The following is a 26,286-nucleotide window of genomic DNA, read 5'->3' as shown; positions in this document are numbered from 1 at the left end:
GGGCAGCGCGCGGCATCCCGCAATATTCTTGCGCGAGGCTTTTCCTATCTTTCCTACAGCGCCAGGGAGCGGCCCCAGCCTGAGGAGGCCGGCGCGCCGCGAACCGGACAGGGGCTTTTGCACTGCACCGCAAACGCGGTATCGCTGCGGCAAGATGGATCTCTACCTCCCGATCGCCAACCTGTCGGTCAACGCGCTCGTCATCGTGGCGCTCGGCTTCGGCGTCGGGCTGCTTTCGGGCATGTTCGGCGTGGGCGGAGGCTTCCTCACCACGCCGCTGCTGATCTTCTACGGCATTCCGCCCACCGTCGCCGCCGCATCGGCGGCCAGCCAGGTGACCGGCGCGAGCGTTTCGGGCGTGCTCGCCCATTTCCGCCGCGGCGGGGTGGACGTGCATATGGGCGTGGTGCTCGTCTTCGGCGGCATCATCGGCAGCCTGCTCGGCGCGGTACTGTTTACGCTGCTGCAGAAAAGCGGCCAGATCGATGTGGTGATCGGCATCCTCTACGTGCTGATGCTCGGCTCGATCGGCGGGCTGATGCTCCACGAATCGGTGCAGGCGATCCGCGTGACCCGCGGCGCCCGCCCGCCGCGCCCCCGCAAAAGGCGCCACCACCCGCTCGTCGCGATGCTGCCGCTGCGGTGGCGCTTCTACGCCTCGGGGCTCTACATCTCGCCGCTGGCCCCGCTGCTGCTCGGCATATTCACCGGCATCCTGACGGTGCTGCTCGGCGTCGGCGGCGGCTTCATCCTGGTGCCGGCGATGCTCTACCTGCTCGGCATGGGCACGCAGGTGGTGGTGGGCACCTCGCTGTTCCAGATCCTGTTCGTCACTGCCGCCGCGACCATGGTCCACGCCACCACGACCAAGGCCGTCGACATCGTGCTGGCGGCGCTGCTGCTGCTCGGCTCGGTGGTCGGCGCGCAGATGGGCGCGCGTTTCGCGATGAAGGTGAAGGCGGAATATCTGCGGCTGATCCTCGCGGTGATCGTGCTGCTCGTCGCCGTCCGCATGCTGCTCGGCCTCGCCTGGCAGCCCGACGAGATCTATTCGGTCGAATTGCTGTGAGGCGATTGCTTCCCTGGGCTTCCGCTTCGCGGAAGCGCCGCGCACGCAAGAGCACCGCGCTGCTCCTCCTCTGCCCGCTGCTGATGGGCCAGGCGAAGCCGGTGCTCGTCCCCGACGTATCGCAGCGCGACATCGAGATCGCCTATTCGTTCACCGGTGCCGAGCTGCTGCTGTTCGGCGCGATCCTCTATCCAAGCGGTCGCGCGCCCGAGGCCGAGGCCAAGCCGGCGGACATCGTGGTGGTGGTGAAGGGTCCCACCCAATCGATCCAGGTACGCGAGAAGGAGAAGGTCGCCGGCATCTGGGTGAATGCCGAGCGGATGCGCTATCGCTCGGCGCCAAGCTTCTATGCGATCGCCTCTTCCCGGCCGATCGAGAAGATCGTCGATGAACGCACCCGCGCCATCTACGAACTGGGCGTCGACAGCCTCCAGCTCTCGCCCGCTTCCGGCGCCGCGCCCGAAGTGCAGACGCGCTTCGACAAGGGGCTGGAGGACCTGCGCGCGCGATCGGGCCTCTATTACGAAGCGCCCGGTGCGGTGGAGATCACCGACGGCGTGCTCTACCGCGCCCGGCTCGCCATCCCGGCGCGCGTGCCCATCGGCAAGTTCACCGCCGAGACCTTCCTGATCCGCGACGGCCGCGTGCTCGCCGCCGCGGTGCGCCCGATCGAGATCCGCAAATCGGGCTTCGAGCGCTTCGTCGCCTATTCGGCCGATCATTATTCGGTATTCTACGGTATCGTGGCCGTAGCGCTCTCCATTCTGTTCGGCTGGGGCGCCGGCGTCATCTGGAAACGCTTCTGAGACCTTCCGGGACTCACCCAATATTTACCTCCCATCGGCAAATTGGGAGCGTTAACGGGGAGCAGCCGATGGACGGCCAGTTTGGCGGGCGCGGGTTTGAAGGCGCAGCGTCGTCAGTTTCTGCAAATGAGGGCCTGCCCTCGCGCGCGCCGGTCGAACCGATCGGCGCGGTGCTGGAGATCGCCGGCTCGTCGAGCCAGGTGCTGATCGACCCCGAGGCGCTGAACGCGCTTGCCGGGAGCAGCGACCCTACCATCGCCAATGCCGGCGGCGTCGGCAGCCAGGTGAAGGTGCGCGTGGGCGCGACCTGGCTGATCGCCAATGTCCGCTCGCTCAAGCTCCAGGGCGAGCATATCGCCGCCTATATCGACTTCCTGGGCGAAGGCGACGAGGAGCGGCTGACCGGCAAGCTCTACAAGTTCCGCCGCGGCGTGACGCGCTATCCGACGCCGGGCGCACCGGTATTCCCGGTCTCGACCGCGGACCTCAAGCAGATCTACGCGGCCGAGGATCGCGCCCATGTCGAGATCGGCAACGTCTATCCGACCAAGGACATTCGTGCCGCGCTCTATGTCGATTCGATGCTCGGCAAGCATTTCGCGCTGCTCGGCTCGACCGGTACCGGCAAGTCGACCGCGGCCGCCCTGATCCTCCACCGCATCTGCGAGCTGGCGCCGCAGGGCCATATCGTGATGGTCGATCCGCACGGCGAATATGCCAGCGCGTTCAAGAACACCGGCGCGCTGTACGACGTCTCGAACCTGCAGATGCCGTACTGGCTGATGAACTTCGAGGAGCATTGCGAAGTGTTCCTCAACACCTCCGGATCGGACCGGCAGGTGGATGCGGACATCCTCGCCAAGTGCATCCTCGCCGCCAAGCAGAAGAACCGGCTGGCGGCCGAGATCGGCAAGCTCACCGTCGACGCGCCGATCCCCTATCTGCTGAGCGACCTGACCCAGATCCTGCAGCTCGAAATGGGCAAGATGGACAAGGCGACGGACACCGCGCCCTATCTGCGCATCCGCGCCAAGATCGACGAGATCAAGAGCGACCCGCGCTACGCCTTCATGTTCTCGGGCATGCTGGTGGCGGACACGATGGCCGGCTTCCTCTCGCGCGTGTTCCGCCTGCCGGGGGACGGCAAGCCGATCTCGATCATCGACGTGTCGGGCGTGCCGAGCGAGATCACGTCGGTGGTCGTCGCGGTGCTCAGCCGCATGGTGTTCGACTATGCGATCTGGTCGCGCGGCGAGAGCAAGCGCCCGATCCTGCTCGTCTGCGAAGAGGCGCACCGCTACGTTCCCAACGAGCGCAACGCCGATGGCTCCTCGGTCGGCCGCATCCTCAGCCGGATCGCCAAGGAAGGCCGTAAATACGGCGTGTCGCTGGGGCTGATCACGCAGCGCCCGTCGGACCTGGCCGAAGGCGTGCTTTCCCAGTGTGGCACGATCCTGTCGATGCGCCTCAACAACGAGCGCGACCAGGCCTTCGTCAAGGCGGCGATGCCCGAAGGCGCGCGCGGCTTCCTCGATTCGATCCCGGCGCTCCGGAACCGCGAGTGCATCGCGGTGGGCGAAGGCGTCGCCACGCCGATCCGCCTGCTGTTCGACGCGCTCGAGGACAACAAGCGCCCAGCGTCCGACGATCCGCTCTTCTCCGAGCTGTGGCGCGATACCGGCGGCGAGGAACAGATCCTCGAGCGCACGATCCGCCGCTGGCGCGCCCAGGGCAAGTAACGCTCAGAAATCGGCGCCAAGCGTGAGCGCGAGGCCGGATCCCGGCTTCGCCTCACCGGCCACGCGCTGGCGCCAGTCGAGCGCGAGGCGCAGGTTGCGCGCCGCCAGTGTGGCCGATGGGCCGATATCGAGCCGCTGGGCATCGCGCTGCGCCGCGCCCCATGCGCCGGCGCCAAGCCCAAGCCGCACCGGCCCGGTCGCGTCGACCATCCGCACCCCGCGCGCCGCACCATCGGCATAGGGATCGGCGCGGCGGCGCAGAATCACGCCCGCCTGGCCATAGGCTTCGAGCCGGAAACCGCGCGCCTCGCGGTCGATGCCGGTGATCATCCCGATCCCGGTGCCGCCCGGATTTCCGTCCAGCCCGAAGCGCTGCTCGGCGATCAGCCGCACCGGCGCGCGCATCGGCTGCCATTCGAGCCCCAGGGCCGCCTCACGCCCCTTGCCCCGCAGCGGCGCGGTGAGGCGGGCATACGCAGCAAGGCGCTGGCGCGGTGCGACCAGCCAGGCCGCGCGCAGGCCTGCCTGGCCACCACCGATCTGCCCGCCCGGCGCCGCTGCCGACCCGCCGCTGCCGCGCGCCACCACCCAGCCGCTCAGCGACCAGCGATCGGGCAGCGGATCGAGCCGCTCGGGGAACGGTACCGCGCGCGCCGGCAGCGTCGCGCGCGGCACGGAAGGCGGCGTCCAGCCCGTTTCGCCATATTGGACCAGCCCCATCAGGGCGAGCTGGATGCGCGGATCCTCGTCCCCCAGCGGCGCGCGATAGGCGGGCAGTGGCGGCGATCGCAGCGGCACGCTTCGGCGCGGGGCGCCGCCGGGCCGTGCAGGCATGACCGGCAGCGCATGCGGTGCGGCCTGGGCCAGCGGAAGCGCGGCCTGGATCGCGGCGGGCAGGGACCCTGCCTGCGGCCAGAGCATCGCGGTCCGCACGCCTATCCAGGCACAGACCACCAGCGCGAAGAAGCGCAGCGGCCGCCCGCGGCCGGTCAAGCCGGGCGACCCGGCGCGAGATCGGGAAATTCGTGCGCGGTCTTGTCCCAGCGCGGCGGTGCGCCGGCCAGCATGCGGATATAGTCGAACAGCGCGCGCCGGGCGGCGAGCAGCGCGACCGCATTGCTCGAAAGCACGCGCGGCACCGACCACAACGCCTCGACCCGGCCATAGGCCCGCCCGACGAACGCCGCGCGCACGGCCAGCCGCCAGCCGAGCAGCGCGAGGTTGGCCCAGAGCAGCGCCTGCATCGCGGCGGACTGGGCGGGCGACGGCGTGCGGGCGAGCAAATGCGCGCCGAAGGACAGGCCCCAGAGCAGGATCGAGAGATAGGCGAGTGCCAGCACCGGTATTTCCAGCGTCGCCCGGCGATCGCGCATCCGCATCCAGTTGTCGCCGATCTGGCGCCAGCCGCCCCAGCCGGTTCGATCCCAGCCGGCCAGCGCGATGCCGATCATCCAGCGCGCCTTCTGGCGGACCGCGGCGTCGAGCGTCCTGGGGAAATAGGCGCGCACCGCCACCGGCACGCCGCCCGGCGCTTCGGCGATGCGCAGCAGCCGCGCCGGCGATCCCATCGCCGCCAGCGCCAGGCCCAGCTCATAATCCTCGGTCAGGCTGGTCGCGTCGAAAGGGGCGCCGTCACGCATCGCCGCAAGGCGGCCGAGCAGATCGCGCCGGATCGCGCAGCCCACCCCGGCGAAGGGCAGGGCGGCACCCACCGTCTGGCGCACCACCAGCCCGCGGCCATGGCTCTCGGCGAACTCGTCGAGATAATGGCCGGCGAAGAAGCGCGAGCCCGGATGCGCAAGCGGCAGCACCGGCAGCTGCACCGCGGCGTGACGCGCCAGCCCGTGCGCATAGACGCGCAGCTCGAGCGGATGGACGACATCCTCGGCATCGTGCAGCGCCACCGCGCTTGCGGTGAAGCCTTCCGCCGCTTCGTCGCGCAGCAGCGCGCGCCACAGCGTGTTGAGACAGTCCGCCTTGGTCGTGCCGCCCGGCCGCGGGCCGATCACCAGGCGCACGCGGTCATCCGTCAGCGCCACCTCGATTACCGCCGCGATCGTCTCGGGATCGTTGGGATAGGTGCCGACATAGATGCGATAATCGGGATGCGCGAAGCGCGCGAGCGCAGCACGCAGCATCGCGCCGATCACATCGGCTTCGCGCCAGGCCGGCACGAACACCACGATCCGACCGGGGGGCACCGGCCCCTCGAGCGCGGGCAGCGCCTCGCGCCCTCCGCGCAGCCGCCGCAGGAGGTAGATCAGGTCGACGAGCAGGTCGTCGAGCCCGCCGACGACGAACCAGAGCGCCGCGAACAAGGTCGCTTCGCGTGCAACTGCGTCGAGCACGGCAATCAGCGCCTCCCCTCCCGGCACCGCCTTCCCTCCGATTCGGACAGCGGATTAAGCCGTGCCGCCCTCGGAACGATCAAGCGGAATGGCGCATTTAACTCCGAATCGGAGGCGGTTAATTCGTCGCTGGACTCGTGGTGGTGCCCGGCTATCGTGCGCCGCTGCCCGAGGGGGAGGTTGCTCGATGAAGCTCGTTGCACGGCTTGGCGTTTTGGCTCTGGTCCTGGCGCCCATCGGGGCAGTCACGGCATTTGGCGACAATGGCCCCCAGGTGGAGATGGCGACGCCCGGTGTGGGCGACGGCGCGATCGAGCGCTTCACTGCCCGCTTCAACGTGGCGATGGTCCCGCTCGGCGATCCGCGCGCCGAATCGCCCTTCAAGGTCGAATGCCCGGTCGGCGGCCAAGGCCGCTGGGTCGACCAGCAGACCTTCGTCCACGAATTCGCCAATCCGCTGCCGGGCGGCGTCACCTGCAAGTTCGTGCTGCGCGACGGGATCAAGAGCCTGTCCGGCTATGCACTCCAGGGGCAGAAGGAATTCAGCGTCGATTCGGGCGGGCCGATCGCCCGCGCGGTGCTGCCCAGCCGCTATGGCAGCGAGATCGAGGAAGACCAGGTGTTCGTCGTCGCGGCGAACCTTGCGCCCGATCGCGCCTCGGTCGCCGCCAATGCCTATTGCGCGGTGGACGGGCTGGGCGAGAAGATCCCGGTCGATGTGCTTGCCGGCGACGTCGCGCCCAAGCTGCTCGCCGATCTCGGCACCGATCGCTGGGAAGTGCAGAGCTTCCTGAGCGAGGCCGGCCTGCCCCACGCGCTGCCCGCCAAGGCCGAGGACCGCGCCAAGTCGCTCGCCAGCGTCGTCGCGCTCAAGTGCCGCCGGCCGTTGCCGGCGGGCCGCGACATGGCGCTGGTCTGGGGCAAGGACATCAAGAGCGCCTCGGGCCGCGCCGCCGGCACCGACCAGCGCTTCGACTTCACCGTGCGCAAGGAATTCAGCGCGCGCTTCGAATGTTCGCGCGTCAATCCGCAGGCGGGCTGCAGCCCGGTGCAGGATGCCTGGGTGCGCTTCTCGGCGCCGGTGCCCAAGGCGACCGCCGAGGCAGTGCGCATCAAGACGGCCGACGGCAAGGAGCTGGCGCCGATCTTCTCCGACGACGACAAGAACAAGGCGATGGTCGCCGACCTCAAGTTCAAGGCGCCGCTGCCGGCCGAGACCAGCGCCAAGGTGGTGTTCCCCGCCGAGGTGAAGGACGAGAGCGGCCGCCCGCTCGCCAATGCCGAGCGCTTCCCGCTCGACGTGAAGTTCGACGCGCCGCCGCCGCTGGTGAAGTTCGCCGGCAATTTCGGCATCCTCGAAGCCAAGGAAGGCGGCGTGCTCCCCGTCTCGGTGCGCAATGTCGAGCCCGAGCTGCAGGGCAGCCAGATGGCGGTCAACGGGCAGAGCCTGAAGGTCGAGGGCGGCGACGGCGAGATCGCCAAGTGGTTCCGCGCGCTCGCCGACGCGGCCGAAGACAAGTCCGACGAAGTGAAGCGCGGCGACGAGACGATCCGGATCAACCAGACCGGCGCCAAGCCGCTGCTCACCCCGGCCACCGGCAAGCCGCTCAAGATCGGCCTGCCCGGCAAGGGCAAGGATTTCGAGGTGGTCGGCATCCCGCTGAGCCAGCCCGGCTTCTACATCGTCGAGCTCGCCAGCCCGCGCCTCGGCGAGGCGCTGCTCGGCCGCAAGGCCCCGCGCTATGTCGCCACCGGCGCGCTCGTCACCAACATGAGCGTCCATTTCAAATGGGGCCGCGACCAGTCGCTGGTCTGGGTGACGGCGCTCGACAGCGGCCAGGGCGTCGGCGATGCCGAAGTGCGCATCACCGATAGCTGCTCCGGCCAGCTGCTCGCCAAGGGCAAGACCGACGCTTCGGGCCGCCTCGGCGTGCCCGCCGGCCTGCCCGAGCCCGAAACCTATACGAGCTGCGAGAACGGCAACAATGACGTGCTGATGATCTCGGCGCGCAAGGCCGACGACTTCAGCTTCACGCTCACCCAATGGGGCGACGGCATCCGCCCGTACGACTTCGACCTCAACTATGGCTGGTCGGCCCCCGAGCAGATCTTCCACACCGTGTTCGACCGCTCGCTCGTCCGCCAGGGCGAGACGATCCACATGAAGCACATCGTCCGCACGCCCATAGCCACGGGCTTCAGCGCCTCGCCGGCCTTCACCGGCACGCTGCGCCTCAGCCATCGCGGCTCGGATACCCAGTATGACCTGCCGCTGACCATCGACGCCAACGGCACCGGCGAGACCGAATGGACCGCGCCGCAGGGCGCCAAGATGGGCGATTACGACGTCCAGTTCGTCACCACCGAGGACGGCAAGGAGCAGGTCCACTATACCGGCCAGTCGTTCAAGGTGCACGAATACAAGCTCCCGACGATGAAGGCCTCGGTCGCCGGGCCCAAGGACGCCGCGGTGCGCCCGGGCGTGCTGCCGCTCGACCTGTTCGTCGGCTATCTCTCGGGCGGCGGCGCGGCCAGCCTGCCGGTCGAGACGCGGATCGGCTATTTCTCCGATTTCAAGACCCCCGACGGCTATGACGGCTTCAGCTTTGGCGGCCGGGCGATGGCCGAGGGCACCAAGCCGATGAACGGCGAGGGCGAGGACGAGCAGGTCCAGCTGCCGCCGACCCAGACGCTGCCGGCCACGCTCGGCGCCGACGGCACCACCCGGATCAATGCCGAGGTGCCGCAAGCGCTCGACCAGAACACCACGATGCTGGTCGAGATGGATTATCAGGAAGCCAACGGCCAGATCCTGACCTCGTCGCGCCGCATCCCGATCTTCACCTCCGCGGTGCAGCTCGGCGTCAAGAGCGACGGCTGGCTGATGAAGCAGGACGATCTGCGTCTGAAGTTCGTCGCGCTCGATACCGCAGGCAAGCCGATCGCCAACCAGGCGATCTCGGTCGAGCTGTATAGCCGCGAGATCCTCACGGCGCGGCGCCGGCTGATCGGCGGCTTCTACGCGTACGACAACCAGATGAAGACGACCAAGCTCTCGGCCACCTGCTCGGCGACCACCGATGCCCAGGGCCTGGCGAGCTGCGCGCTCAATCCGGGCGTGTCGGGCGAAGTCTATGCCGTCGCCACTACCAAGGACGCCAACGGCAACGTCGCACGCGCGACAAAGTCGGTCTGGCTGGTCGGCGACGATGACTGGTGGTTCGGCGGCGACAATGGCGACCGCATGGACGTCATCCCCGAGAAGCAGGAGTACAAGGCAGGCGAGACGGCGAAGTTCCAGGTCCGCATGCCGTTCCGCGATGCCACCGCACTCGTCACCGTCGAGCGCGAAGGCGTGCTTTCCAGCTTCGTCGTCGGGCTCACCGGCAAGGACCCGGTGATCGAAGTGCCGATGCCCGCCGCCTATGCGCCCGATGTGTTCGTATCGGTGATGGCGGTGCGCGGGCGCGTCTCGGGCTGGCAGAACTGGCGCTCGAACATGGCGCGCGACTGGGGCGCCCCCTGGTCGAAGGACGGCGGCGAGCCGACCGCGACCGTGGATCTCGCCAAGCCTGCCTATCGCCTGGGCATCGCCAAGGTGAAGGTCGGCTGGGAAGGCCATAAGCTCGACGTCGCGGTGAAGGCCGACAAGGCCAGCTATGCCGCGCGCGATAACGCGCTGGTCGACGTCATGGTGAAGACTCCGGACGGCAAGCCCGCCGCCACCGCCGACGTCGCCTTCGTCGCGGTCGACGAGGCACTGCTCCAGCTCGCGCCGAACGAGAGCTGGAACCTGCTCGACGCGATGATGGGCGATCGGCCGATCTCCGTGCTCACCTCGACCGCCCAGACCCAGGTGGTCGGCAAGCGGCATTACGGCAAGAAGGCAGTGGAAGCCGGCGGCGGTGGCGGCGGCGGCGATCTCTCCGGCCTCAACCGCGAGAATTTCCAGCCCGTGCTGTTGTGGAAGGGCAAGGTCGCGCTCGACGGCAACGGCCATGCCAAGGTGCAGGTGCCGCTCAACGACGCGCTGACTTCGTTCAAGCTCGTCGCGATCGCCACGTCGGGCCCGGCACTGTTCGGCACCGGCAGCGCGAGCATCCGCTCGTCGCAGGACCTGACCATCTATGCGGGCGTGCCGCAGCTGGTGCGCACCGGCGACACCTATGGCGCGATGTTCACCCTCAGGAACGGCTCGAGCAAGCCGATGAAGGTGACCGCCACGGTGGCGCTGAACCCGGCCTACGCCACCGGCAAGCCGCTCACCGTGAACATCCCGGCGGGCGGCGCCGCGCCGGTGGTGTGGAACCTCACCGCGCCGCCGCGCGAAGGCAAGCTGAGCTGGACGGTCACTGCCAAGACCGCCGACGGCAAGTCGGCCGACAGGGTGACGATCGCCCAGGCGATCGCGCCGGCGGTGCCGGTCGAGACCTGGGCGGCGACGCTCGGTCGCGTCGGCACCGGCACCCAGTTCACCATCGCGCCGCCGGCAGGCGCGCTGCCCGGCTTCGGCGCAGTCGAAGTGAGCCTGACCGACAGCCTCGCCCCGCCGCTCACCGGCGTGCGCGAATATATGTCGCGATATCCGTATAACTGCCTCGAGCAGCGCACCTCGCGTGCGATCGCGCTGGGCGATACCGGCCAGTGGAACCTGATCGCCAGCGACATCCCGGCCTATCAGGACGGCGACGGGCTGCTGCGCTACTGGCCGGGCGACTGGCCCGGCTCCGAAGCGCTGACCGCCTATATCCTCTCGGCCACCGGCGAAGCGGGCCTGCCGCTGCCCGAAGGCCCCAAGGCCAAGATGCTCGACGCGATGAAGGCCGTGCTCGACGGCCGCCTGCGCCACGAGGATTATGGCGATGTCCGCCTGCAGCGCGTCGCCGCCTTCACGGCGCTGGCGCGCCAGGGCGCGGCGACTTCGGCGATGCTCGGCCAGATCGGCATGACCCCGGCCGAAATGCCCACCGCGACGCTGTCCGACTATGCGATGGCGCTCGGCAAGGTGCCGGGCCTCGCCAATGGCCAGCAGCTCCGCATCGATGCCGAGAAGGTGCTGCGCAGCCGGCTGGTCTATGAAGGGACCCGCGTCGACCTGTCCGACAAGGGCCGCATGGCCTGGTGGCTGATGTCGTCGGACGACGAGGCGGCGATCAAGGTACTGCTCGCCACGCTCGGTCGCCCCGGCTGGGAGAATGACTCGGCCAAGCTGATGGTCGGCATCGCTGCCCGCCAGCAGCGCGGGCATTGGGACACCACCACTGCCAATGCCTGGGGCACGATCCTGGCGCGGCGCTTCATGGGGCTCTACCCGGCCGAAGCGATCGCCGGGATCACCAGCGCGTCGTTCAGCAGCTTCAGCCCGGTCAGCCTCACCTGGCCGCTGGCCGAGCCGCAGCGCAGCTTCAGCTTCCCGCTGCCGGCGCAGACCACGCCGCTGGTGCTCAACCAGTCGGGCGGCGCCGGCCCCTGGGCGTTCGTCCGGGTCAAGGCCGCGGTGCCGCTCACCCAGCCGCTGATGGCGGGCTACAAGGCGAGCAAGAAGGTCGAGGCGGTCAAGCAGGCCGTGCCCGGCAGCTGGTCGCGCGGCGACGTCGTCAAGGTGACGATCAGCGTCGAGGCGACCGCCGAGCGCAACTGGGTGGTGGTCAACGACCCGATCCCGGCAGGCGCGACGATCGTCGGCAATCTCGGCGGCCAGTCCGAGATGCTGGCCAAGGACGCGGGCACCAGCGAAGGCGTCTCGCCCAGCTATATCGAGCGCGGCAATGACAGCTGGCGCGCCTTCTATGGCTGGGTGCCGCGCGGCAGCTTCACGGTCTCGTACGTGATGCGGCTCGATGCGGCGGGCAAGTTCAACCTGCCGGCCACCCGGGTCGAGGCGATGTACTCGCCCGAGATTCGCGCGCAGCTGCCCAATGCCGTGATGACCGTGGCGCAGCGGTGACGGCGAAGGAGGTTTTCGACCGCTTCCTCGCCTTCGCCCGCCGCTGGACGAAGCGCATCGACGACGCGCCCGAGGCGCTGCATGCATGGTTCGGGCGCGAGCGCGCGGCATGGAAGGCGACGGGCTGGCGCGGCGTGATCACGCCGCCGCGGGTGGTGGGCACGCTCCTGGCGCTCGTCTTCGCGCTGACGGCAAGCTTCTGGTGGGTGACGCGCCCGCCGGCGCTGCCCGATTACGCGACGGTCCGCGCCGGCTGGCATCCGTCCGAGGCATGGCTTTACGACCGGCACGGTGTGCTGATCGATTCGAGCCGCGTCGACTATCAGGCCCGCCGTCTCGCCTGGACGCGGCTCCAGGACGTCTCGCCGGTAGCGCGCGACATATTGGTCGCCGCCGAGGACCGCCGCTTCCGCGCGCATGGCGGCGTTGACTGGGTGGCGCTGAGCGGCGCCGCGCGCGACCGGATCGAGGGCAAGCGCGGCCGCGGCGCCTCGACCCTGTCGATGCAGGTCGCCGCCTATCTCGCCCCCGATCTCGCCACGCCGGGCAGCCGCGGCATGCGCGACAAGCTGCGCCAGATGCGCGCGGCCTGGGCACTCGAGGCGCGCTGGAGCAAGGACCAGATCCTCGAGGCCTATCTCAACCTCGCCGGCTTCCGCGGCGAGGCGCAGGGGATCGGCGCCGCCGCGCTCGGCCTGTTCGGCAAGACGCCGGCGACGCTCACCCGCGACGATGCGCTACTGCTCGCGGCGCTGCTGCCCAACCCCCAGGCCAATGCCTTCGAAGTCGCCCGCCGCGCCTGCGCGCTCAGTCGCGACAAGGATTGCACCCGCTTCCCCGGCGCCGCCGCCTCGATGCTCGGCCCGGCGCGCAGCCTGGCGCTCGACCCGGGCCTGGCGCCGCACCTCTCGGCCGAACTGCTCACCCGCCCGGGCGCGAAGATCACCACCACGCTCGATGCGACCATCCAGCGCGCCGCGATCACGGCGCTCAAGCGCCAGCTCCAGGGGCTGGGCGGCAGCCGCGCGCGCGACGGCGCGGTGGTGGTGGTCGACAATGCAAGCGGCGACGTGCTCGCCTATGTCGGCGGCATCGGCGGCGAGAGCACCGCGCCCGCGGTCGACGGCGCCTCTTCCTATCGCCAGGCGGGGTCGACGCTGAAGCCCTTCCTCTATGCCGAGGCGATCGAGAAGGGCTATCTCACCGCCGCCTCGATCCTCGACGATTCCCCGGTCCAGCTCGACACGGCCTCGGGCCTCTATGTCCCGCAGAATTACGACAAGGCGTTCAAGGGTCCCGTCTCCGCGCGCATCGCGCTTGCCGGCTCGCTCAACGTGCCGGCGGTGCGCACCTTGCTGCTCACCGGCGTCGACAGCTTCCGCGACCGGCTCTGGGATACCGGCTATCGCGGGCTGGTCGAGGACGGCCAATATTATGGCTATTCGCTTGCGCTCGGCTCGGCCGAAGTGACGCTGATGGAGCAGGTCGCGGCCTATCGCAGCCTCGCGCTCGAAGGCCGCTGGTCGCCGCTGCGGCTGACGATGGATGCGAAGGCCGACGCCCCGCGCCGCACCACTACGCCGCAGGCGGCCTGGATCGTCGCCGACATGCTCGCCGATCCCAATGCCCGGGCGGGCACCTTCGGCGTCGATTCGGCGCTGCGCCTGCCCTTCTGGGCGGCGGTGAAGACCGGCACCTCCAAGGCGATGCGCGACAATTGGTGCGTCGGCTTCACCGACCGGTTCACCGTCGGCGTGTGGGTGGGCAATCTCGAAGGCGATCCGATGCGCGCGGTATCGGGCACCAGCGGCGCGGCGCCGGTGTGGCGCGACGTGATGCTGACACTGAACGAAGCCGATCCCGGCAAGGCGCCGCCCCGGCCCGCAGGCATAGAAGAACGCCAGATCCGCTTCACCGCCGGGGTGGAGCAGCCGCGCCGCGAATATTTCCTGCGCGGCACCGGCATGGACCGCGTCGCCTATGCCCCCGCCGAATCGCGCCGCCCGCGGATCACCAATCCGGTGGCGGGCAGCGTCTATGCGCTCGATCCCGATATCCCTGAGGGCAACCAGCGGCTCGCCATCGCGGTGTCCGGCCAGGCGCTCGGCCACCGGTTGATCCTCGACAAGCGCGACCTCGGCACCGCCGATTCGAAGCCGCTGATCCTGGCGCCTCCGGGCAAGCATCGCCTCGCGCTGGTCGACCTGGACGGCAAGGTGATCGACCAGGTGCTGTTCACCATAAGATAGCTGCACGAATCGAAGAATGTTGAGGGAGCGAAACGCTACGTCGCGCGTTGTTCGCGCGGTCCCTTCTACCCCTTTCGGGACCGTGCCGAACGGCACCGGCCGCGCTGCCTAAGAACAGCGCGGCCGAAGCCCTTGTAGCCGAAGGGGAAAGCCCGGCCAGGCAGTCAGGCCGACCGCCAGGCGAAGGGACTAGGGGCCGTTGCCGCCGCCGCCAGCACCGCCGGCACCCGGCGCGCCCACCGTGCCGATATTGCCGAACAGGTCCTCGAAGAAGCCGCGCTTGTGGCCGAGCGTCGGCGTGGTCTTGCCGTACGGATCGACCGAGGCGATCAGTTCCTTGCCCATCCGGTCGACCGCGACGACGTTGCCGGTGGCGTCGAAGCGCACGCGCAGCGTGGTCTGGTCGCGGGGCTTCAGCGACTGGTAGCCAAGGTTCGAGCTCTGGCGCGAGACATAATACCACTCGCCTTCGTTGAACTGGCTGGTGAAGGTCGGCCGGCCGAGCGTCTGCAGCACCGATTCGCGCGTATCGATGCCGGGCTGCACCGAATCGACGAGTTCCTTGTCGATGATATAGCCCTGATGCGTGCGCACGGGCACGCAGGCAGTGGTGCCAAGCGCGGCTGCCAGCAGGGCGGCGCCAAGCGCGCGGGCGGGAATCGGCATTCGGGTCTCCAGGCAAACGCGTACCGGCACACGCATTGCATCGCGGGCCGTTCGCCTCAATATGCGGCAAAATGCGGCCAAACAAGGTCGCGACCCAATATGCAGGACCCGAACCGGCACATGCGCTTGCTCCAGCGGCTCTTCCAGGCTCCCGACCGCGGCACCGCGCCGCGCCTCTATGCCGCGATCGTCGCGCGCGGACGCGAGCCGCACTGGTACGAGGCGGGCGCGGTGCCCGACACGATCGACGGCCGTTTCGACATGATCGCCGCGGTGATGAGCCTGGTGCTGCTTCGGCTCGAGCAGGACGATGCGGCGATCCCGTTCAGCACCCAGCTCACCGAAGTCTTCATCGACGACATGGACGGGCAGCTGCGCCAGATCGGCATCGGCGACATCGTCGTCGGCAAGCATGTCGGCAAGATGATGGGGATGCTCGGCGGCCGGCTGGGCGCCTATCGCGCGGCGCTGGCCGACGGCACGCTGGGCGAGGCGCTGGTCCGCAACCTCTATCGCGGCGAGGCACCGGCGCCCGAGGCGCTCGCGCATGTCGAGGCCGGGCTCCGCACGCTGCGCGACCAGCTCGCCGAAACGCCGATCGACACGCTGCGCGAAGGAGTGCTGGCATGATCCAGAGCGAATTTTCCCGCCCCCAGCGGCTCGACACGATCGGTGCCGGCGAGAACCAGGTCCATGTCGAGGCCGAGCCCGGCGAGCGCACGCTGCTCGCCGAGCGCTTCGGGCTCAAGGCGATCGACAGCCTGAAGGCCGAGTATGCGATCCACCGCGACGCCCGCGGCATCATCGCCACCGGCCATCTCTCGGCCAGGGTGGTCCAGGCCTGTGTGATCACCGACGACCCGGTCCCCGCCACGATCGAGGAGGATTTTGCGATCCGCTTCCTGCCCGAAGGCGACGGCGACACCGGTGAGGAAGACGTCGAGCTCGGCGAAGAGGATTGCGACATCGTCTTCTATTCAGGCGGCGCGATCGACCTGGGCGAAGCCGCGGCGGAATCGCTGGCGCTCGCGCTCGATCCCTATCCGCGCAGCCCGCGTGCCGAAGCCGCGCTGCGCGACGCCGGGGTGATCAGCGAGGAAGAGGCGAAGCGCCAGGCCGAGGAAAGCGGCCCGTTCGGCGGGCTGGCCGGGCTCAGGGACAAGCTCGGCAAGGAGTGAACCAACTCGCCAATCAAACCGTCCTAGTTCCCGGCGAAAGCCGGGGCCCAAGGTCACGGGCGACCCGGCAGAGAAACCCTGGGCCCCGGCTTTCGCCGGGGAACTGCTTTTTGCAGCATCCCGGAACACGTCTCTAAGCGTGCCCCACCACGTGCAGATGCGGCGCGCGGCTGTTCACCCACACTTCCTCGCGCGCGACCGGCGACCAGGGCAGCCAGCGGAACCAGGTATAGACGGTGCGCCATTCCTCCCCCGCCGGGCGCTGGAGCAGCGCCTTGTAGGGTCGTTTGGCGCGCGGCCAGTAGAACAGGTGCAGCCGGATATCGCCGTGCACCAGCCCGTCCAGCGTCTCGATGAACCGCGTCTCCGCCTCGGGATCGGCGTCGAGATAGAAATGCGCGGCGAACAGGTCGCTGCGGATGCTCAGCGTGTCGCGCGCCCAGACCAGCCGCAGCGCGATGCGCAGCCCATATTGCACCGGAAGCTCGAGCTCGAGATAATCGGGCCCGGCATCGGCACCGCGCATGCGCAGATTGTGGCGCTCGGCGAGCACCGTGAACAGCGCCCTTGCCCGCGCAGCATGCCAGTCGCTGAAATCCATGCCCCCTTGATGGGGCCGCGCGCCGCCGCCCGCAATGGCGCGCGCTTGCCTTTATTGTGTTATAAACATAGCACACCGCGCACATCACTGTCGGGAAGCCCTGTTTGGACAAGCATCTGCGCCTGATCGGCAGCATCACCCTGGTCGTGCTGATCCTGCTCTTCTCGCAATCGGTGCGCGATCTCGCAGCCGCCGTCGGGTTCCGGATCCCGCCGCTGCCGATCCCCTATGGCGGATCGATCCTCGACAATCTGCTCGGCGTCGCCATCGTCCTGGCAGGCACGTTGCTGCTTGGCAGGCTCGGCGCGCTCGGGCTTGGCTTCAACGGCTGGCGCGCGCCGCTGCTCGTCGCGCTGGGCACGTTGCCCGCCTGGATCGGCCTCGCGACGCTCGGCAAATTCTCGCACGACTGGACCTGGCTCGACCTGGCGATGCTCGCCATCGCCTTCCCGCTTGCCGAGGAGATCGCCTTTCGCGGCTTCGGCTTCGTCTTCACCCGCCAGGCGCTGCGCTGGCCGCTCTGGCTGGCGATCGCCGTGCAGTCGGCGCTGTTCGGGCTGGTCCATTGGTGGAGCATGGGCGGCAGCGCAGGCGGCGCCATGGCGCTGCAGGTCTTCGCGATCACCGGCATCGGCGCCGTGGCGATGGCGCTGCTCGACCGTCTGGACGGCTACACGATCTGGAGCGGCGCGGTGCTCCACATCTCGCTCAACCTCGCCTGGAATCTCTTCCAGGTCCCCGACGAAGCGGTGTTCGGCTGGACCGGCAATGCGCTGCGCCTCGCCTCCGCCGCGCTCGCCATCCTGCTCGTCTGGGGCATGGGCCGGCCGAAGCGGACCCGGCGCGCGCGGCGCTAGCGCCCGGTCCCGATCCCGCGCGCGAGCATCTGCGCCACCGTATCGGCGATCGCCTCCGGATCGACGTCCTCCTGCCACACGCTGTAGCGCAGCCCCAGGAACACGTTCATCCCCATGATCGCCCAGGCGTGGACCTCGCCCACATCCTCGCGCACCTCGCCGCGCGCCGCCGCTGCCTGAAGCCGCTTGGCGATGCGCTCTGCGGTGGTCGCATAATGCATGCGGAAGCTCTCGGGATCGACGAACTCGGCCTCGTCGATGATCCGGTAGATTTCCTTGTGCTGGCGCGCGAAGCGGATGAAGGCGAGCAGCGCCGCCTGCTCCGCCGCGATCTGCCCGCCGGTCGCGCCCTTGATCGCCGGCGCGACATGCTCGCGCACCTGTTCGCTCATGTCGCGCACCAGCGCGCGGAACACGTCGTCCTTCGAATCGAAATAGGTGTAGAAGCTGCCGAGCGCGACGCCGGCGCGCCGGGTGATCCCGCTGATCGAGCCTTCGTGGAACCCCTTGGCGCCGAATTCCTCGGCCGCCGCATCGAGGATCAGCCGCAATGTGCGGCGCCCGCGCGCGGTGCGCGGCTCCTTGCCGGCGCTGGCCGCCTCGCTGCCCAGAAGGTCCGATGCTGTGGCGTTCATGCCACGGACCCTAGCCATTGCATCTCCCCCTGTCGATCCAAGTTGAAACTCGGTTCAGGTTTCAGTATAGCCTCGGTCAACAACGTGCAACCCGCGACAAATGACGGGTTCGAGGAGAGGGGAGTTCTGAATGTCACGCCTGAATTCTGCCCGTGCGATTCTGTTCGCGGGCGCCGCCTTCACCGCACTCGCCGCCGCCCCCGCCTTCGCGCAGGAAGCGCCCGCCGCGGATGCGCAGGCGACTCCGGCCGACGATAGCGGCGAGATCATCGTCACTGCCCGCCGCCGCGAGGAGCGCCTGCTCGACGTGCCGGGCGCCGTCACCGCGCTTTCGGGCGCCGCGCTCGAACAGTCGGGCGCGATCGACGTGACCGACATCTCGAACACCGTGCCCAACGTCACCTTCGAGAATTCGCGCGGCACCAACTCGACGCTCACCGCCTTCATCCGCGGCGTCGGCCAGCAGGATCCGGTGCCCGGCTTCGAAGCCGGCGTCGGCATCTATCTGGACGACGTCTATCTCAACCGCCCCCAGGCCGCGGTGCTCGACATCTATGACGTGGAGCGCGTCGAGGTGCTGCGCGGGCCGCAGGGCACGCTCTATGGCCGCAACACGATCGGCGGCGCGCTGAAGTACGTGACGCGCGAACTGCCCGACAAGCCCGAGTTCAAGATCCGCGGCACCTATGGCTCATACAACCAGGCCGATCTGGTGGTGAGCGCGGCGACGCCGATCGGCGACCAGTTCAAGATCGGCGCGACCAGCGCCCGCCTGTCGCGCGGCGGCTTCGGCGAGAATCTCTACAACGGGCTGGAAAACTACAACAAGGACATCTGGGCAACGCGCGGCACGATCGAGTTCGCCTCGCCCGACAAGCGGATGAAGATCCGCCTTTCCGGCGACTATACCTGGGACCGCTCGAACCCGCGCAACGGCCACCGGCTGTTCCGCTCGATGCTCACCGGCACCCCGGTACTGCCCGACGTCTATGACACCCAGGCCGGGCTCAACAATCCGCGTCAGGATGTCGAAGGCGGCGGCCTGGCGATGAATGTCAGCGCGCAGATCAGCGACGCGGTCACGCTCCGCTCGATCAGCGCCTGGCGCAAGGATCGCAGCTATGCGCCGATCGACTTCGATTCGCTGCCCAGCGTCGATGTCGACGTGCCCGCGGTCTATCGCAACGAGCAGGTCAGCCAGGAATTCCAGCTCCTCTATTCGAGCGAGCGGCTGAACGGCATTCTCGGCTTCTACTATCTCGATGCCGAGGCCTCGACTTCGTTCGACGTGCTGCTCGGCACCACCGGCGCCATCGCCGGCCTGCCGGGGCTCAACGCCTATACCGCGGGCAATGTGAAGACGACGACGCCGTCCATCTATGGCGACTTCACCTTCGACATCACCCCGCAGTTCAGCATCTCGGTCGGCGGCCGCTACACCTGGGATCACCGCGATGCCTGGGTCTATAAGGCGACCAAGATCGGCGGCACCTCGGCCGAGTTCGGCGGCAACGCCGTCACCATCGCCACCGCCACCGATTTCCGCGGCAAGGCCGATTTCGAGAAGTTCACCCCGCGCGCCTCGATCAGCTTCAAGCCGAGCGCGGACCACATGCTCTATGCGTCCTATGCCAAGGGCTTCAAGGGCGGCGGCTTCGATCCGCGCGGCAGCGGCAACATCGCGCCCAACACCGATGGCGTGCCCGGCATCCAGTATCAGGACGTCTATAACTTCATCTCGTTCGATCCGGAATCGGTCGACAGCTACGAGATCGGCTGGAAGGGCTCGCTGTTCGATCGCGCGCTGAACTTCGCGATCGACGGCTTCTACGCCAAGTACAACAACGTCCAGATCCCCGGCTCGATCGGCGTCGATGCCAATAACGACGGCATCTACGAGAGCTTCGCCGGCGTCACCACCAACGCGGCGCGTGCCGAGTTCAAGGGCATCGAGGCCGAAGTGAACGCCCGTATCGCCCGCGGCTATGCCGGCCCGGGCTCCGCCTTCACCTTCAACGGGTCGCTCGGCTGGATCGACGGCAAGTACAAGGAATTCTACGTCAACAACGTGAATGTCGCGAACCAGCGCAACATTCAGAACACGCCGGAATGGACGCTGTCGGGCACGATCGGCACCTATCTCGAGGCCGGCCCCGGCACGCTCAACGTCTCGACCACCGTCTCCTATCGCAGCGAGACGCACCAGTTCGAGACGCCGATCCCCTGGCTCGACCAGCCGGGCTATGCGCTGTGGGACGCCAACCTGACCTACAGCTTCGGCGACGGGCGCTACGAGATCGGCGTGCACGCCAAGAACATCACCGACCAGCGCTACATCACCTCGGGCTATAATTATCTGAGCTACAACCCGACGACGCAGGTTTACAGCTCGACGCTGGGCCGCGAGGGCATCGCCACCGCTTTCTACGGCAATCCGCGCCAGGTCTTCGGAACGTTCAGCCTCAAATTCTGAGTATGCTGCACCGCACCTAACTCCCGGAGCCGGGCGTCGCTTGACGTCCGGCTCTTTTGATGTCGAGGTATGCTCATGAACGCTCCCGCCGCTTCCCCCGCGAGCCGCCCCGGCTATCCTGGCCTCGTGCTGGCGATGCTGCTGCTGGTCTATACGTTCAACTTTCTCGATCGCCAGATCCTCGCGATCCTCGCCAAGCCGATCATGGCGGACCTGCAGCTGACCAAGACGCAGTTCGGCGCGATCGGCGGGCTGGCCTTCGCCGTGCTCTATTCGGTGCTCGGCGTGCCGCTCGCCTATCTGGCGGACCGGACCAGCCGATCGGGCGTGATCTCCGCCTCGCTCGCGGTGTGGAGCGCGTTCACCGGGCTGTGCGGCATCGCCGGCGGCTATTGGTCGCTCTTCCTGTTCCGGCTGGGCGTCGGCGTCGGCGAGGCGGGCGGCGTCGCGCCTTCCTATGCGCTGATCGCCGATTATTTCGCGCCCGAGCGCCGCGCCCGAGCGCTTGCCATCTATTCGCTCGGCATCCCGATCGGCCTCGCGCTGGGCACGCTACTCGGCGCCTATATCGCCGCGCTGGTTGACTGGCGCGCGGCGTTCATCACCATGGGCGTGCTCGGCCTGGTGATCGCCCCGATCTTCCGTTGGGTGGTGCGCGACGTGCCCCGCGCGCCGGCCGCCGCCGGAACGACCACGCCGGTAAGCGCGGTGTTCGGCATCCTGGCGGGCAAGCCGGCCTTCTGGCTGCTTGCCTTCGGCGCCTCGTGCAGTTCGCTGTGCGGCTATGGCCTGGCGCTGTGGACTCCGCTGGTGCTGATGGGCAATTTCGGCTTCGACCTGGTGGCGACCGGCCAGTTCATGGCATCGCTGCTGCTGATCGGCGGCACTGCGGGCGTGTTCGCCGGCGGCTGGTTCGCCGATCGGCTCGGCAAGGGCGACCGCGCCTGGTACGCCTGGCTGCCCGCGATCGCCTGGCTGCTCACCGCGCCGCTGTTCGCCGCCGGCTTCCTCACCTCGAACCCGTGGATCGCCTGGCCGCTGCTGGTGATCCCGAACGGGCTCAACATCCTGTGGCTCGGCCCGGTGACCACTGCCGTGCAGCACATGGTCCCGCAGCACATGCGCGCCACTGCGTCGGGCAGCTTCCTGATGATCAACAATCTGATCGGCATGGGCGCCGGCCCGCTGCTGATGGGCTTCCTCGCCGAGGAGCTGAAGGCAGGCTATGGCGCCGATGCGCTGCGCTACGGCGCGGTCTTCTGCCTGGGCTTCTATGTGCTGGCCGGCATCCTCGCACTGATCGCGGCGAAGCATGTGCGCAAGGGCTGGGTCGAATCGACCTAAGTAGTTTCCCGACTCGGCGGATTCCTGAATCGCGCAAATTGCGGATTTGGGCGATGTTGCGCCTGCGTTCCGAGGGGATCCTTACGGGACGGCCGGGCGGGGATGGGACCGCCCGGCCACCCCCTCGGGAACCAGCCTCAGCGCTCGCGCGTCGCCGCGAACTTCACCTTGGAATAGCGATCGGCGATATAGCCGACTTCCCAGGCCGACTTGGCCATGAACACCGGGTTGCCGTCGCGATCCTTGGCCATCGCGGCGCGGTTGAGCGAGACGAACTCCTCAAGGTCCTTCGGATTTTCCGCGGAGATCCAGCGCGCCGTCTCGAACGGCGCCACTTCGAGCCCCGCCGCGACCTTGTATTCGGCATCGAGGCGCGAGAGCAGCACGTCGAGCTGCAGCTGGCCGACCACGCCGATCACCCAGTTCGATCCGATTTCCGGATAGAAGACCTGGGTCACGCCTTCCTCGGCCATGTCGTCCAGCGCCTTGCGCAGCTGCTTGGTCTTGGTCGGGTCCTTCAGCACGACGCGGCGCAGGATTTCCGGCGCGAAGTTCGGCAGCCCGGTGAAGCGCACATCGGCCTTCTCGCTCAGCGTATCGCCGACGCGCAGCACGCCGTGGTTGGGGATGCCGATGATGTCGCCGGGAAACGCCTCGTCGGCCAGCTCGCGCTCGCGTGCGAAGAACAGGATCGGCGAATGGATCGCGATCGGCTTGCCATGCCCGGTCGGCGTCAGCTTCATGCCGCGCTTGAAGGTGCCCGAGACGAGCCGCATGAACGCGATGCGGTCGCGGTGATTGGGGTCCATGTTCGCCTGGACCTTGAACACGAAGCCCGTGACCTGCGCGGCATCGGGCGCAACCGGCGCCGGCTCGGCGGGCAGCGCGTGCGGCGGCGGGGCGTGCGTCGCGATCGCCTCGATCAGCGAATCGACGCCGAATTCCTTCAGCGCCGATCCGAAATAGACCGGGGTCAGGTCGCCGTGCCGATAGGCCTCGGCATCGAAGGCGGGATAGCCGGCCTGGGCGAGCTCGACATCCTCGCGCAGCTTGGCGAGGTTGTCGGCGCTGAGGATGTCGTCGAGCTGCGGATCGTCGAGGCCGCTGGTCTGCACCACCTTGCCGTGGAATTCGCGGCTGTCGCCTTCGGGCAGCAGCAGCCGGTTGGTGGCGAGGTCGAAGATCCCCTCGAAGGTGCCGCCCATGCCCACCGGCCAGGTCATCGGGCACACATCGAGCGCGAGCAGATCGGCGATCTCGTCGAGCGTCTCGAACACGTGCCGGCCTTCGCGATCGACCTTGTTGACGAAGGTGATGATCGGCACGTTGCGGAGGCGACAGACCTCGAACAGCTTGCGCGTCTGGCTCTCGATGCCCTTGGCGACGTCGATCACCATCACCGCCGAGTCCACCGCAGTCAGCGTGCGGTAGGTGTCTTCGCTGAAATCCTCGTGGCCCGGCGTATCGAGCAGGTTGAAGGTCACCCCGTTCCGCTCGAAGGTCATCACCGAGCTGGTCACCGAGATGCCGCGCTGCTGCTCGATCTTCATCCAGTCCGAGCGGGCGCGCCGCGCGGCGCCGCGTGCCTTCACTTCGCCGGCAAGATGGATCGCGCCGCCGAACAGCAGCAGCTTTTCGGTCAGCGTGGTCTTGCCCGCGTCGGGGTGCGAGATGATGGCGAAGGTACGGCGGTCGGAAGGGGAAGGCATCGCGGCCCTCTAGTCGCCGCGCGGCCTCACGGCAACGTCTGCGATCGGGTGCAGGATGCAAGCTTCGGGATACTAGCCCATCTGCTCCCCGGCGAAGGCAAACCGCAGGGCGATTCTTATCGAGCGATGCGCGACGCCACCTACATTCCTCTCCCGGAGGGAGAGGGGGACCGCCGCCGAAGGCGGTGGTGGAGAGGGAACGCCCCAAGCGGTATCGCCCGTGGCAAGCCCCCTCCACCAGCTTCGCTGGTCCCCCTCCCCCTCCGGGGGAGGATTTGGAAGCCCTAAACCCGCAACGTCACCCGCATCGTAAACGTCCGCGCCTCGCCCGGCGCGAAGCGCTGCATCAGCGGCTTGTCCCAGATCTCGCCATCGAAGCCCCAGGGATCGGCAATGCCGTGCCACGGCTCGATGCACAGATAGCGCGCGCCCGGCTTCATCCACAGCCCCAGCGCCGGCGTGTCGGGGAACTCGCACGCCAGCTGCGGGCCGCCCAGCGCGCCATAGGTCAGCGCCTGGCTGCGCACCGGGTTCCACACCAGCGCGTCGCGCTCGAACAGCTCGTCATACAGCTCGAGCACGCGCCCCTCGACCGGGCTCTCCCAGCCATCGGCGTCGATCCAGCCGCCCTTGACGATCGCCGAGAGCCGGCCCGGCTCATCGTCGGCGAAGACGATCTGATGCTCCTCCTTCGCCGCGCCATAGGGCAGCGGCCAGGCAAAGGCCGGGTGGAAGCCGAAGCTCGCCGGCATGTCGGTGTCGCCGGTGTTGGTCACGCGGATCGCCATCGTCAGCGTCGCCTCGTGCAGCGTGAACGCAGCGTCGAGCGCAAAGGCGAAGGGATAGGCGGCGCGCGTCTCGTCATTGTCGGTCAGCCGGAACACCGCCCGGTCCGGCGCCTGCTCGATCAGCGCGAAGCCCTGGCGGCGCGCGAAGCCGTGCGCGGGCAGCGCATATTCCTTGCCGTCCAGCCGGTATCTGTCGTCCATCAGCCGGCCGACGATCGGGAAGAGCAGCGGCGCCCGGCCGGTCCAGAACGCCGGATCGGCATCGGTCATCAGCTCGCGCCCGTCCGCGTCGCGCAGCGAGGAAAGCTCGGCGCCAAAGGGATTGATGGTGGCGGAAAGCTCGGCGCTGGCGATCTCGATCATGCTGCGATGCCTAGGCGCTCCGCCGGTATCGGGCAATCTGGGGTTCATCCCGCGGCGATATGGACTACAGCTGTAGTCGATATCATCGGGGGACCCTGGATGCGCTGCCTGTTGCCTTTCGCCTTGCTCGCCACGCTCCCGGCGCATGCCCAGGAAGCGCCGGTCGAGCACTGGATCGTGGCGACCGACATGTGGGGCACCAATGCGTGGTCGACGCTCGACATCGTCCGCGAGGGCAACCGGGTCACCGGCACGCTCGACGGCGATCCGCTCGAAGGCACGCTCCGCGGCAAGGCGATCCGCTTCACCGCGAAGGACGCCAAGGGCACGACCTATGGCTATGCCGGCACGCTGTCCGGCACCGCGATGGCCGGCCAGGCCGACATGCCCGATTCCAACCATCCAGGCGTGCGCATCCCCCACCGCTTCACTGCGCGCCGCCTGCCCGATCGACCGGCAGGCGGGCCGAAGACCTGGGACTATGCGCCCACCAGCTTCTCCAACCTGTTCAGCGCCGATCGCGCGCCGGTGCTGACGATCTGGCCGGGCGACAGCGTGCGTACCAGCACGATCGATTCGGGCGGCGTCGACGCCAAGGACGTCACCCGCGCGCTGTTCGGCAATCCGCAGACCGGCCCCTTCTTCATCGCCGGCGCCGCGCCCGGCGACACGCTGGCGGTGCACATCGTCCGCCTCACCCCCAATCGCGACTGGGCCGACAGCCTCGACACGATCGTGAGCCGCGCGCTGGGCGGCCCGTTCGCGGCGCAGGCCGGCAGCCTCGGCAAGCCGGTGCGCTGGACGCTCGACCGCACCGCGGGCGTCGCGCGCCCCGCCGGCGCCGCAGGCGCGCTCAAGGACTATGCCGTGCCGCTGCGCCCGATGCTCGGCGGGCTCGGCGTCGCCCCCGGCTTCGGCGCGGCACCGCTGTCGACCGGCGACACCGCGCGCACCGGCGGCAACATGGACTTCCCCGAAGTGGTGGCGGGCAACATCGTCTATCTCCCCGTCCAGCAGCCCGGCGCGCTGCTCTATCTCGGCGACGCGCATGCGCTCCAGGGCGACGGCGAGACCTCGCAATATGCGCTCGAGACTTCGATGGACGTCGAGTTCCGCGTCGAGCTGATCAAGGGCAAGCCGATCGGCAGCCCGCGGGTCGAATCGCCCACAGAGCTGATGGTGCTCGGCCAGGCCGGCGCGCTCGACGAGGCGCTCAAGGCCGCCAGCGCCGGGCTGATCGCCTGGCTCCAGCGCGATTACGGCCTCACCCTGTCCGAAGCCGCGCAGGTGATCGGCACCGGCATGCGCTACAGCGTGCCCAATCTCGCCGGGCGCAGCGTCGGCGTCGCCGCGCGGATCGACAAGAAACTGCTGCCGCCGCGCAAGCTCTGAACACCTCCCGTTCCCCGGCGAAAGCCGGGGCCCAGGGTTTCTCTGCCGTGACGCCTGTGACCCTGGAGGACGCCGGAGCTTTTAAATATCGCCTCCCTCTGGCTTCCACGCCCCCGCTCCCC

The 26,286-nt window shown here is 68.6% G+C and carries 18 protein-coding genes; 11 read left to right on the top strand and 7 right to left on the bottom strand.

Features of this window, described 5'->3' with window-relative positions:
• The first annotated feature begins 154 nt into the window (after positions 1-154).
• From P6144_RS12045 to P6144_RS12035, 3 genes are all read left to right on the top strand, one after another.
• Positions 155-1,069 (top strand): sulfite exporter TauE/SafE family protein, encoded by a 915-nt coding sequence (locus P6144_RS12045; RefSeq protein ID WP_277768013.1) that lies wholly within the window; start codon positions 155-157, stop codon positions 1,067-1,069.
• Between the two features lie 83 nt (positions 1,070-1,152).
• Positions 1,153-1,875 carry a TIGR02186 family protein gene (locus P6144_RS12040; protein WP_277768405.1) on the top strand — a complete coding sequence of 241 codons (723 nt, stop codon included), beginning with the start codon at positions 1,153-1,155 and terminating at the stop codon, positions 1,873-1,875.
• A gap of 68 nt (positions 1,876-1,943) precedes the next feature.
• Positions 1,944-3,614 (top strand): DUF87 domain-containing protein, encoded by a 1,671-nt coding sequence (locus P6144_RS12035; protein WP_277768012.1) that lies wholly within the window; start codon positions 1,944-1,946, stop codon positions 3,612-3,614.
• A gap of 3 nt (positions 3,615-3,617) precedes the next feature.
• Here the strand turns inward: P6144_RS12035 and P6144_RS12030 are convergent, their stop codons facing one another.
• Complete coding sequence (locus P6144_RS12030; protein WP_277768011.1) at positions 3,618-4,607, bottom strand: hypothetical protein; 990 nt, start codon at positions 4,605-4,607, stop codon at positions 3,618-3,620.
• Positions 4,604-5,989, bottom strand: a complete 1,386-nt coding sequence (locus tag P6144_RS12025) for a glycosyl transferase family protein (RefSeq protein WP_277768010.1) — start codon at positions 5,987-5,989, stop codon at positions 4,604-4,606. Before P6144_RS12025 ends, P6144_RS12030 begins: the two co-directional genes overlap by 4 nt.
• Positions 5,990-6,149: 160 nt before the next feature.
• Here P6144_RS12025 and P6144_RS12020 point away from each other — a divergent pair, with 160 nt between their 5' ends.
• Both P6144_RS12020 and pbpC read left to right on the top strand, forming a co-directional pair.
• Positions 6,150-11,909, top strand: a complete 5,760-nt coding sequence (locus P6144_RS12020; RefSeq protein WP_277768009.1) for an MG2 domain-containing protein — start codon at positions 6,150-6,152, stop codon at positions 11,907-11,909.
• A 152-nt stretch (positions 11,910-12,061) separates the two neighbouring features.
• Entirely contained in the window at positions 12,062-14,158 is a 2,097-nt protein-coding gene (gene pbpC / locus P6144_RS12015; protein ID WP_277768404.1) for a penicillin-binding protein 1C, read from the top strand.
• A gap of 189 nt (positions 14,159-14,347) precedes the next feature.
• Here the strand turns inward: pbpC and P6144_RS12010 are convergent, their stop codons facing one another.
• The gene (locus P6144_RS12010) at positions 14,348-14,824 is read right to left on the bottom strand and encodes an outer membrane protein assembly factor BamE (protein ID WP_277768008.1); all 477 of its coding nucleotides are present in this window, start codon (positions 14,822-14,824) and stop codon (positions 14,348-14,350) included.
• A 120-nt stretch (positions 14,825-14,944) separates the two neighbouring features.
• Between P6144_RS12010 and P6144_RS12005 the strand changes: the two genes are divergently transcribed.
• A complete protein-coding gene (locus P6144_RS12005) occupies positions 14,945-15,454 on the top strand; it encodes a ubiquinol-cytochrome C chaperone family protein (RefSeq protein ID WP_277768007.1) in 510 nt (169 codons plus the stop codon).
• Positions 15,451-16,002 (top strand): YceD family protein, encoded by a 552-nt coding sequence (locus tag P6144_RS12000; protein WP_277768006.1) that lies wholly within the window; start codon positions 15,451-15,453, stop codon positions 16,000-16,002. The genes P6144_RS12005 and P6144_RS12000 overlap by 4 nt, the downstream gene beginning before the upstream one ends.
• 133 nt (positions 16,003-16,135) lie before the next feature.
• Here the strand turns inward: P6144_RS12000 and P6144_RS11995 are convergent, their stop codons facing one another.
• The gene (locus tag P6144_RS11995) at positions 16,136-16,603 is read right to left on the bottom strand and encodes a hypothetical protein (protein ID WP_277768005.1); all 468 of its coding nucleotides are present in this window, start codon (positions 16,601-16,603) and stop codon (positions 16,136-16,138) included.
• Between the two features lie 104 nt (positions 16,604-16,707).
• On the opposite strand from P6144_RS11995, the gene P6144_RS11990 reads away from it, so the two are divergent.
• Complete coding sequence (locus P6144_RS11990; protein WP_277768004.1) at positions 16,708-17,460, top strand: CPBP family intramembrane glutamic endopeptidase; 753 nt, start codon at positions 16,708-16,710, stop codon at positions 17,458-17,460.
• On the opposite strand, the gene P6144_RS11985 is transcribed toward P6144_RS11990, so the two are convergent.
• Positions 17,457-18,095, bottom strand: coding sequence for a TetR/AcrR family transcriptional regulator (locus tag P6144_RS11985; protein ID WP_277768003.1), 639 nt, complete (start codon positions 18,093-18,095; stop codon positions 17,457-17,459). The genes P6144_RS11990 and P6144_RS11985 overlap by 4 nt on opposite strands.
• 130 nt (positions 18,096-18,225) lie before the next feature.
• On the opposite strand from P6144_RS11985, the gene P6144_RS11980 reads away from it, so the two are divergent.
• Together P6144_RS11980 and P6144_RS11975 are read left to right on the top strand one after the other, a co-directional pair.
• Positions 18,226-20,568: a TonB-dependent receptor gene (locus P6144_RS11980; RefSeq protein WP_277768002.1), complete on the top strand. Its 2,343-nt coding sequence runs from the start codon at positions 18,226-18,228 to the stop codon at positions 20,566-20,568.
• Positions 20,569-20,643: 75 nt separating this feature from the next.
• The gene (locus P6144_RS11975; RefSeq protein ID WP_277768001.1) at positions 20,644-21,912 is read left to right on the top strand and encodes an MFS transporter; all 1,269 of its coding nucleotides are present in this window, start codon (positions 20,644-20,646) and stop codon (positions 21,910-21,912) included.
• A gap of 137 nt (positions 21,913-22,049) precedes the next feature.
• Here the strand turns inward: P6144_RS11975 and P6144_RS11970 are convergent, their stop codons facing one another.
• Positions 22,050-23,621, bottom strand: a complete 1,572-nt coding sequence (locus P6144_RS11970; protein ID WP_277768000.1) for a peptide chain release factor 3 — start codon at positions 23,619-23,621, stop codon at positions 22,050-22,052.
• Positions 23,622-23,905: 284 nt separating this feature from the next.
• Positions 23,906-24,772, bottom strand: a complete 867-nt coding sequence (locus P6144_RS11965) for an aldose 1-epimerase family protein (RefSeq protein ID WP_277767999.1) — start codon at positions 24,770-24,772, stop codon at positions 23,906-23,908.
• A gap of 99 nt (positions 24,773-24,871) precedes the next feature.
• On the opposite strand from P6144_RS11965, the gene P6144_RS11960 reads away from it, so the two are divergent.
• Positions 24,872-26,164 (top strand): acetamidase/formamidase family protein, encoded by a 1,293-nt coding sequence (locus P6144_RS11960; RefSeq protein ID WP_277767998.1) that lies wholly within the window; start codon positions 24,872-24,874, stop codon positions 26,162-26,164.
• Positions 26,165-26,286 lie beyond the last annotated feature (122 nt).

Origin of the sequence: Sphingomonas sp. HITSZ_GF, from assembly GCF_029543155.1 — a bacterium.
Lineage (GTDB): Bacteria > Pseudomonadota > Alphaproteobacteria > Sphingomonadales > Sphingomonadaceae > Sphingomonas.
The sequence above is the reverse complement of the archived record's forward strand: the minus strand, read 5'-3'. Positions and strand labels throughout refer to the sequence as shown.

What these genes read in the sequence shown, in the direction of transcription:
- P6144_RS12045 (WP_277768013.1), top strand. Translation starts at nt 155, where the DNA reads ATGGATCTCTACCTCCCGATCGCCAACCTGTCGGTCAACGCGCTCGTC.
- P6144_RS12040 (WP_277768405.1), top strand. Translation starts at nt 1,153, where the DNA reads ATGGGCCAGGCGAAGCCGGTGCTCGTCCCCGACGTATCGCAGCGCGAC.
- P6144_RS12035 (WP_277768012.1), top strand. Translation starts at nt 1,944, where the DNA reads ATGGACGGCCAGTTTGGCGGGCGCGGGTTTGAAGGCGCAGCGTCGTCA.
- P6144_RS12020 (WP_277768009.1), top strand. Translation starts at nt 6,150, where the DNA reads ATGAAGCTCGTTGCACGGCTTGGCGTTTTGGCTCTGGTCCTGGCGCCC.
- P6144_RS12010 (WP_277768008.1), bottom strand. Translation starts at nt 14,824, where the DNA reads ATGCCGATTCCCGCCCGCGCGCTTGGCGCCGCCCTGCTGGCAGCCGCG.
- P6144_RS12005 (WP_277768007.1), top strand. Translation starts at nt 14,945, where the DNA reads ATGCGCTTGCTCCAGCGGCTCTTCCAGGCTCCCGACCGCGGCACCGCG.
- P6144_RS12000 (WP_277768006.1), top strand. Translation starts at nt 15,451, where the DNA reads ATGATCCAGAGCGAATTTTCCCGCCCCCAGCGGCTCGACACGATCGGT.
- P6144_RS11995 (WP_277768005.1), bottom strand. Translation starts at nt 16,603, where the DNA reads ATGGATTTCAGCGACTGGCATGCTGCGCGGGCAAGGGCGCTGTTCACG.
- P6144_RS11985 (WP_277768003.1), bottom strand. Translation starts at nt 18,095, where the DNA reads ATGAACGCCACAGCATCGGACCTTCTGGGCAGCGAGGCGGCCAGCGCC.
- P6144_RS11980 (WP_277768002.1), top strand. Translation starts at nt 18,226, where the DNA reads ATGTCACGCCTGAATTCTGCCCGTGCGATTCTGTTCGCGGGCGCCGCC.
- P6144_RS11975 (WP_277768001.1), top strand. Translation starts at nt 20,644, where the DNA reads ATGAACGCTCCCGCCGCTTCCCCCGCGAGCCGCCCCGGCTATCCTGGC.
- P6144_RS11970 (WP_277768000.1), bottom strand. Translation starts at nt 23,621, where the DNA reads ATGCCTTCCCCTTCCGACCGCCGTACCTTCGCCATCATCTCGCACCCC.
- P6144_RS11965 (WP_277767999.1), bottom strand. Translation starts at nt 24,772, where the DNA reads ATGATCGAGATCGCCAGCGCCGAGCTTTCCGCCACCATCAATCCCTTT.
- P6144_RS11960 (WP_277767998.1), top strand. Translation starts at nt 24,872, where the DNA reads ATGCGCTGCCTGTTGCCTTTCGCCTTGCTCGCCACGCTCCCGGCGCAT.